This is a genomic window from Halorubrum sp. SP3 (assembly GCF_005435195.1).
GTDB lineage: Archaea > Halobacteriota > Halobacteria > Halobacteriales > Haloferacaceae > Halorubrum > Halorubrum sodomense.
The window spans coordinates 1-408 of record NZ_SGTU01000432.1; the positions used below are offsets into that span (position 1 = coordinate 1).

Annotated in this window: 1 protein-coding gene; it reads left to right on the forward strand. The window is 41.9% G+C overall.

The features are described 5' to 3' along the window. A partial coding sequence (locus tag EXE42_RS19860; protein ID WP_206750766.1) for a hypothetical protein occupies positions 1–393 on the forward strand: 393 nt, incomplete at its 5' end. Between the last annotated feature and the right edge of the window lie 15 nt (positions 394–408).

A 408-nucleotide genomic window follows, 5' to 3' on the forward strand; every position in this document is an offset into this window, starting at 1 on the left:
TGTGTTAATACAGTCAAGGAAGATGTGTGGATGACCACAATAAATCACCTGGTACAGGATATTGAAAATGATTCACTTATGATACTCGAGGAGAAGAAACAGGTGTTCAACAGAATGGCGAAGGAATTGCCTATGGAGGGGCCTGAAGCCGCACTCCAAGATGCTTTCCTCACAATTCTTTCAAGCTGTACTGCTACTGGGGCGTCGGTACTCGAAGGGATGTCTGAACTCCAAATCGACCGATCCACTTTCCTAAATGACCTTTGTATGAATTCAGAAATTATGGATAATATTCCACAGTCAGCCTCTTACTCTGACTTATCTGAAAGTGGCCGAACATTAACGACTGGTCTCCTTGTATATCGCCAGTCCAATACACGAATTGATATATAAGAGATACATATACTT